This window comes from Protofrankia sp. Cas8 (assembly GCF_963555845.1).
In the GTDB taxonomy this organism is placed as follows: Bacteria; Actinomycetota; Actinomycetes; order Frankiales; family Frankiaceae; genus Protofrankia.
Window position 1 is genome coordinate 1 of the sequence record NZ_CAUVXI010000123.1, and the last position, 7,128, is coordinate 7,128.

The window sequence follows — 7,128 nt, forward strand, 5'->3', positions numbered from 1 at the left end:
GTAGCGCTGCCGCCAGAGCGCGCGGAGTGTGGCGGGGGTCTCGGTCCAGGCCCGCGCATCGTCTGCGTAGGCGATGCGCCAACCCGCCCGGCAAAGGGCTATGCTGGCCTCGCTGTCTTCGGCAAGCGTGTCGTCCTTGATACCGCCGACCTCATCGAGGGCCGCCCGGCGCCATGCGCCGATCGCGCCGGGGACCGTGGGCATGGCGCCGAGCAGATCGTACAGCCGGCGGTCAAGGCTGAATCCCTGAACATATTCTATGTGCTGCCAGCGACCAAGCAGTCCACGTCGGTTTCCGACTTTCGTATTGCCGGCCACCGCGCCGATACCAGGGTCCGCGAGTGGTTGTACCAGGCGACGGATGGTATCTGGTTCGAAGACGGTGTCGGCGTCCACAAGTACGAGCACGTCGGCGCAGGCCACACGAATGCCGTGCTGGAGCGCGGCGGGTTTGCCCGCGTTCCGCTGTCGGATGATCCGGACTCCGGGTAGCGCGAGCCGTTCTACGACGTCAGCGGTGCCGTCAGTCGAGCCATCGTCGACGACTATCACCTCAAAGTCCGGATAATCGCTGGCGACAAGCGACCGGACCGCGTCCGCGATGCCCACCGACTCGTTGTAGGCCGGTACGATCACACTGACCGGCGGTAGGAAGGCGGAGCCGGTTCGGCCGGCGGCGTGTGTCCGCTGGTAGGCAGAATCCTCCGACTGTCGGCCGCTGTTCCGCGAGCCGCCCATCTGTGGGCTGTTCTTCCGCCGAATGTAGCGGCGGGCAGCGATGATCGTAATCACCGACCGGAGAATCGCAAGCGCACTGAGCGGGATCAACGACAGGGCCAGATAGCTACGGATCATTCCGGAAATCTTGAACGCCAGAACCAGTGCATTACCGGCGATTCTGCTACGGGTGTCCACCGGCACGGTCATGGACGCGGGGGTCTGGCCGAGCCCCTCGGAGACAGTGACGAAGCGGTAGCCCCGGGCGGTCAGCTGGTCGATCATCTTGTCGAGAGCCGCGACCGTCTGCGCGCGATGGTCGCCGCCGTCGTGCATGAGAACAATGCCGCTTGCGTCACCGCTCGGCGCCGCAGCCCGCACGATCGTATCCACACCGGGCTGCATCCAGTCCTCGGTGTCGCGGTCCGCGACGACCGTCACGTAACCCTGCCCGGCCAGTTCTTCGTACCGTGCCAGCCCGACCTTTGTGATTGCGATGGGAGTGGCGCTGTATGGAGGGCGCAGCAGCGAGTACCGCTCACCGGTGACGGCGGTCAGCGCCGACTGTGACATGCCGAGTTCGAGATTCCGCCGCCAGGTCGGTGCGCTTGTGAGGTCGACATGGCTGAAGGTGTGGATGCCGATCTCGTTCCCGTCACGTTTGATCTGGCGTACCAGGTCGGGATGCTCAAGGACGTGGGCACCCACCACGAAAAAGGTCGCATGCACACCGTGACGGCGCAGGACCTTCAGCACCTCGGGCGTCCACTTCTCGCTCGGTCCGTCGTCGAAGGTCAACGCGACGGTTCCGGGGGCTGTATCGCGCGCTCTCGGTCGGCCGTCCACCACGTCGATCACGGGCTTGGTAGGCGTGTCCGGCGGCGCGTTCTCGGGATCATAATTCTGCGCGGTGCCGGATGGACCGGTACCGAAATACAGAAAGGCCTGGAAACCGAGCATCACACTGAGTGCGGCCACTATGATCACGAAAAGTGGCCAGTGCGACCGAACAGATTTCGGGTGTGCATGGGCCGAGGATCGGCCACGGCGGTTCCGCGCTGATCTCTTCGGTGAGATTCGCATGACGGTCCACGGCCTTATCTGATGTTACCTGGTGTGACCAGGTTACCGACTCCGGAACTTTTCCCGGACGTATCCGGCCCGCCTGGCGCTGGATTATCCACGAATGTATGATCATGCGAGACGGTCGCTGCGGAGGGCAAGGGCTCCACGACGGAGGGCGTTCCGGACAACCCGACTGCTGTCAGCCCCAGGTAACCGGCCGCCAGCAGGCCGAGAATTCGGCCGGCGAAGCGGACCGCTGGACGTCGGGTGCCCGACGTGGTCACGAAGACTGGCGTCACCATGGAATTCTCCTTCAACAACCATCATGTGTTCGGATACGAGCCTGCAGGAACCGCCATCGGCGCTGGTCGAACCGTTCCACCGTTTGGCTCCTCGCCGGTCTGTGGCAAGAGTCCGTCATAAGGCGCCCGCTAACCAGAATGCAGGTATACGGGCAGCGAAAAATGTCATGCGGCGATGCTGGTATTGGCGGTACCAGCATCGCCGGGCGGTGACCGCCGCGCCGGCGCGCGCAATCGACTTCGAAGCCGGATGCGAGGTCGGAAACGAGAACCAGAGTTGGTTCCTTAAGCAGAACATCAGCGAGTTCGCCGGCAAACCTGCCACGGTCGATCCGGCTGACGAGGAGTTTGTCGATCTGCACACGCCGCACTGGCCCGGCGACACCGTGACGGCGATGGGTATGGCCGCCGCCGGCTTTCGGCTGTTTTGACCCTATATCGGTAGTTTGTATCCGTTATCGGGCTACCGGCTCTTCATGATCGTGTTACAGCTAGATACCGTCACCCTTGGTAACTAGTTTCACTGAAAGTTCTTCGCCAGTCTCTTAGCGTAAGGGTGCTCACTGTCACGGTGGGTAACGGGGATGACCGCCGAGGCCCGTCCGCATCCCCGTGCCGGCGACACGCACGCGGACGGGACCCGGGTGCACTGCCCGGACGGCGGCAGAGGGGCGATGGCAATGTCCATCTCAAGCCGCGCAGTCTCACCGACGGTCACCGCGGTCTCCTGTGCTGTTGCCGTCGCGGTGGCTCTTGCGCCGTGTCCGGCCACCGCGAGCGAGCCAACCACGCATGTCGGACCGTCGGTGACTATCACCCCGTCGGTGACTATCGCACCGTCTTTGACCGACGCACTCTGGTACAATTCGCAATTTTCGCCGTCCAGTACCGTCCAAGCGGCGGCGCTGGAGTACCCGGGCCAACTGTTGAGCCGAGGAAGCCGCGGGGAGACGGTTGCGGAGGTCCAGAGCCGGTTGGGGATCGCCGCGGACGGAGAATTCGGACCGCGGACCGAGAGCGCCGTCCGGAGTTTCCAGGCTGGCGCCGGTCTGGTGACCGACGGCATTGTCGGCCCGTTGACCTGGGGCGCGCTCTTCGGCACGTCAACGGCGCAGCCGCCGGAGCCGACCGGCGGCTCGGGTTCACTGGGTGCGGCAGCGGTCGCGGTCGCCGCACAGCAGATCGGAAAGCCCTATCGCTATGGCGGTGCCGGCCCGAACGACTTCGACTGCTCAGGTCTGATCCAGTACGTCTACACGCAACTGGGCGTATCGGTGCCTCGCACGACCTACGAGCAGTTCGATGCGCTACCTCCGGTCAGCCGGGCCGACGTCCGCCCAGGTGATGTGATCTTCTTTTTGGACGATCAGGGGCAGGCGTATCACGACGGCCTGTATGCCGGCGGTGGACAGATGATCATTTCTCGTCGCCCCGGCACATACGTCCAGTATCAGCTGATCTGGACAGATAACTACCGTATCGGGCGGGTATGAAGCTACTCGTCCGCTATTTCGATCCGGCGATCATCGTTGTGATCCTACTCACGCTTGTGATCACTGCGATCACCGCACTCGCCATCGGCTGACCACGGAATATCCAAAATGCCCGGTTCGCCGCCCACAAGGCGGGCCGGGCATTCACAAGATGTACTACATCGCATACTGCGAGTTTCACATCTGCGACCGCGCGGCGACCGGCGACATCACGATGCGACCTGTGACACAAACCGCGGACGTGACCGTTCCGGAACCCTTGCTATCCGGTCGAGAGCCGTCTACGTTCCTCGGTTAACGAGACGAGACAGGTTCGTTTCCGGTGTACATGGCGCCAGCGATGCGGTGCACTCCACGCCGGTGAACCGTGTCGTCGTCTTTTCGTAACAGTCGTCGTCCCACCCGAGTCGTCGTCCCACCCGAGTCGTCGTCCCACCCGAGCAGAGTAGATGTGCGTCACAACACATCTACATGGTGCTCGTCCCTGTTATGTCCGCCACAAGCGATGTCCAGCAGGAGACGGTATGCCCAGTCAGCCGCGTTCGCTACCCTCCGGTAGCGATGCCGTTCCCAACTCCCTGTCCACGTTGCGCACGGATGCAACCATGATCGGCAAAAGGCCATGAGCGCCGGGGTACCGGTCCTGCCCGGACGAGACCTCCCGCCACAGCCCTACGGCCCCGGCTGGCCCGCATACTGGCGCCAGGACGCGGCATGTCGGGACGGGGATCCCGATGCCTTCTTCCCACCGGACGGGCGTAACACCAAGGCCCGCGCCGCTGCCGAAATCCGAGCCCGCAAGATCTGCGCGAGCTGCCCGGTACGACGGGCCTGTCTGGCCACAGCGTTGTTCCGTCAGGAGGAACACGGCGTGTGGGGTGGGCTTACGTCAGATCAACGTAATTCAATCGTGCCGCGCGGCCGGCTGACCGCGGACGACGCGCTGGCCTATGCCGATCGCCTCCTACTGTCCACCTACGCTACGAGCTGATCTTATCACTTCCGTCGGCGACATCCTCGTTGCCCCCGGTGTGGCGTCCGCCGGCTCGTGGTCGACGCCACACCGGGGCCAACGAGCCAGCCGGCCGCGGGACTTCCTTGGAGCGCCCGGCAATAGAGGCGCTCTTAATCTGCCGGATCCGGCCGCCTACCTCGACGGTGCGGAAAGGAACCATTGACGCCCCGGGCCGGGATGGGCAGGCTGCGTGTCGTTGCCGTCCGAGGAGGAGCTTCGTGTCAGGGTGTTCCGCGCCTGGTCACGGCGTCCGGTTGTCCGCCACGTCCACGCAGGTCGCGTGGTGAGGCCGCCGCGTCGTCTCCTGCTGTTGCGTCACGGCAAGTCGGACTGGGCCGACAGCTCGACCCCGGACGCCGAGCGGCCGCTGTCGCCTCGCGGCCGGGCCGCGTGCGAACTCATCGCGGAGCATTTGCGCGCTGATCAGCTCATCCCCGACCTGGTGCTGTGTTCATCCGCACGCCGCACCCGCCAGACCGTTGAGCACATTGCCGGGGCACTTCCGCCTGACGTCCCGGTACTGACCGAGGACAGGCTCTATCTCGCCGATGTCGCCGATCTCCTCGACCGTCTCCGGGAGCTGGATGACGGCGTACCCACCGTCCTGCTGGTGGGCCACAACCCCGGTATGCAGGCACTGGCAGCCGGTCTGCTGCCGGTCGGCGAGCGTCCCCGCATTCCGACCTTTCCCACGGCCGCGCTTGCGGTGGAGGACCTCGCCGTGGGTCGCTGGGCGGAACTCGGACCCAGTACGACCCGCCTGGTGTCGTTTGTCACCCCGCGCTCGCTGACGAGCGCGTCCAGCCGCTGACGACCGGACGGCGGGGTCGGGTCAGTAAGCCTGTTCCATGATGCCGGAGGCGACCGCGGTGATCATGCCGGCGACCAGCGCCACGCCGGTCACGATCCACAGGGGAACGGAGTGGAGCACGAGCGCGAAGGTCCCGATCGAGAAAGCCGCGATGATCAGAAATACCGCGGCCCACGAACCCGTGTTCGCCTTGTGGTGACCGCCCGAACCCGCCACGTCCGCTCCCCTTATGTCGTCCACGAAACTCTGCCGACGCTGACACTACCCGCGAGGCGCGGTGGAAACCCGCCGAGGTGGACGGCTCCAGCCGGGTTCAGCCGGGTTCAGTCGAGCTCAGCAGGCTTAAGCAGGGTTACGAGGGGTTTACGAGTAGCCGGCGAGCCGCGCGAGGTCGTCCAGCTGTTCGCTGAGCCACCGTCCCACATCATGGGTGCGCACCTGATCGGCAGCCGCGGCCAGACGCCGGTGGCGTTCCTCCACCGGCATGGTCAGGGCCTCGTACAGGGCGTCGGCCATCTGTTGTACGTCAAAGGGATGCAGCGTCACCGAGTACTCGCCGAGCTCCTCGTGGGCGCCGGCGTTCTCCGACAGCGCCAGCACGCCGCCACGGCGGTTGACTACGGCGACCTCCTTGGTCACGAGGTTCATCCCGTCCGCGATGGCGTTGACCATAATCACATCACAGATCGAGTAGGCGGCCACCGCAAGTGGGAAGTCCTCGGCCATCCGCAGGTCGATGGGCTGCTGCCCGTCTTTGGTGTGCCGGGCGTTGATCTCGGCGACAACTGCGCCGATCAATGCGATGTAGTCGGCGTACTCGGGCACGTCCGTGCGGCTCGGCTGGAGCAGGGCGAGGAAACTGACCTTTCCGACCAGCTCCGGATGTTGGTCGAGCAGCGTGCCGAACGCGAGGAAGCCGCGCACGACGTTCTTGCTCGGATCGGTGCGGTCCACCCGCAGGATGAGCTGGCGGTCCCCGTCGAGGAAGGCGTACCGCAGCATGGCGACATGCCCGGCGACCTCTTCGGTGCCCAGGATCGCATCGAGCGCGGCCGGGTCCACCGAGATCGGGTAGTACCGGGCCCGGACCGTCCGATCGCCGACTGTGACCAGCAGGTTGTCGAGGTCGACGTCCAGGCCGAGCAGTTCCTGCGCGCACAGGACGAAGTGACGGGCGTAACGCCGGGTGTGAAAGCCGACGACGTCACTGCCCAGCAGCCCGCGCAGCAGCCGCTCCCGGATGCCGGCGGGCAGCACGCGCCACTCGTCCGGGCTTGGCCACGGGATGTGGACGAAGTGGGTGAGCACGACGTCCGGGCACAGTTCCCGGACCCGTTCGGCAACCAGGTAAAAATGGTAATCCTGCAGCAGAACGAGGGCCTTGCCACCGCGGGCGCGGACTTCGTCGGCGACGGCGTCCGCGTATGCCCGGTTGACCGCGGCGTAGCCGTGCTCGAACGCGTCATGCTCGGCCTGGGTGATGATGGGCGAGAGCGCCCGACCGTACAGTCCGTGCTGGACGAACCACAGGATCGGGTTCGACCAGACACTGTAGAAGTCGGCATAGGCCGCGGGGTCGGTGACGACCAGGTGTACCCGGATGGTGGGACCGTCGGCGTCTCCTTCGACCACATGCGCCGACGGCGAGGTCTGGACGACGATCGAACCGCCCAGCGCTTCGCCTGCGACCACGGTGTCCTCCGCGGTCGCCGCCCCGCAGACCCA

At 65.3% G+C, this 7,128-nt stretch carries 7 protein-coding genes; 4 read left to right on the forward strand and 3 right to left on the reverse strand.

The annotated features are described in order from the left end of the window. Nucleotides 1–1,695, reverse strand: a 1,695-nt coding sequence (locus U9977_RS17120; RefSeq protein WP_322750276.1) for a glycosyltransferase, incomplete at its 3' end; no start/stop codon positions are given. Nucleotides 1,696–2,293: 598 nt separating this feature from the next. Between U9977_RS17120 and U9977_RS17125 the strand changes: the two genes are divergently transcribed. The 4 genes from U9977_RS17125 (at nt 2,294) to U9977_RS17140 (ending at nt 5,403) form a co-directional block, all read left to right on the forward strand. Then, the gene (locus U9977_RS17125; RefSeq protein ID WP_322750277.1) at nt 2,294–2,515 is read left to right on the forward strand and encodes a hypothetical protein; all 222 of its coding nucleotides are present in this window, start codon (nt 2,294–2,296) and stop codon (nt 2,513–2,515) included. 153 nt (nt 2,516–2,668) lie between these two features. After that, the gene (locus U9977_RS17130) at nt 2,669–3,577 is read left to right on the forward strand and encodes a C40 family peptidase (RefSeq protein ID WP_322750278.1); all 909 of its coding nucleotides are present in this window, start codon (nt 2,669–2,671) and stop codon (nt 3,575–3,577) included. A 622-nt stretch (nt 3,578–4,199) separates the two neighbouring features. Then, nucleotides 4,200–4,568, forward strand: coding sequence for a WhiB family transcriptional regulator (locus U9977_RS17135; protein ID WP_322750279.1), 369 nt, complete (start codon nt 4,200–4,202; stop codon nt 4,566–4,568). A 307-nt stretch (nt 4,569–4,875) separates the two neighbouring features. Beyond that, complete coding sequence (locus tag U9977_RS17140) at nt 4,876–5,403, forward strand: histidine phosphatase family protein (RefSeq protein ID WP_322750288.1); 528 nt, start codon at nt 4,876–4,878, stop codon at nt 5,401–5,403. Nucleotides 5,404–5,424: 21 nt separating this feature from the next. On the opposite strand, the gene U9977_RS17145 is transcribed toward U9977_RS17140, so the two are convergent. Together U9977_RS17145 and U9977_RS17150 are read right to left on the reverse strand one after the other, a co-directional pair. Continuing rightward, nucleotides 5,425–5,619, reverse strand: a complete 195-nt coding sequence (locus tag U9977_RS17145) for a hypothetical protein (RefSeq protein WP_322750280.1) — start codon at nt 5,617–5,619, stop codon at nt 5,425–5,427. A gap of 147 nt (nt 5,620–5,766) precedes the next feature. Beyond that, a partial coding sequence (locus U9977_RS17150; RefSeq protein ID WP_322750281.1) for a trehalose-6-phosphate synthase occupies nt 5,767–7,128 on the reverse strand: 1,362 nt, incomplete at its 5' end.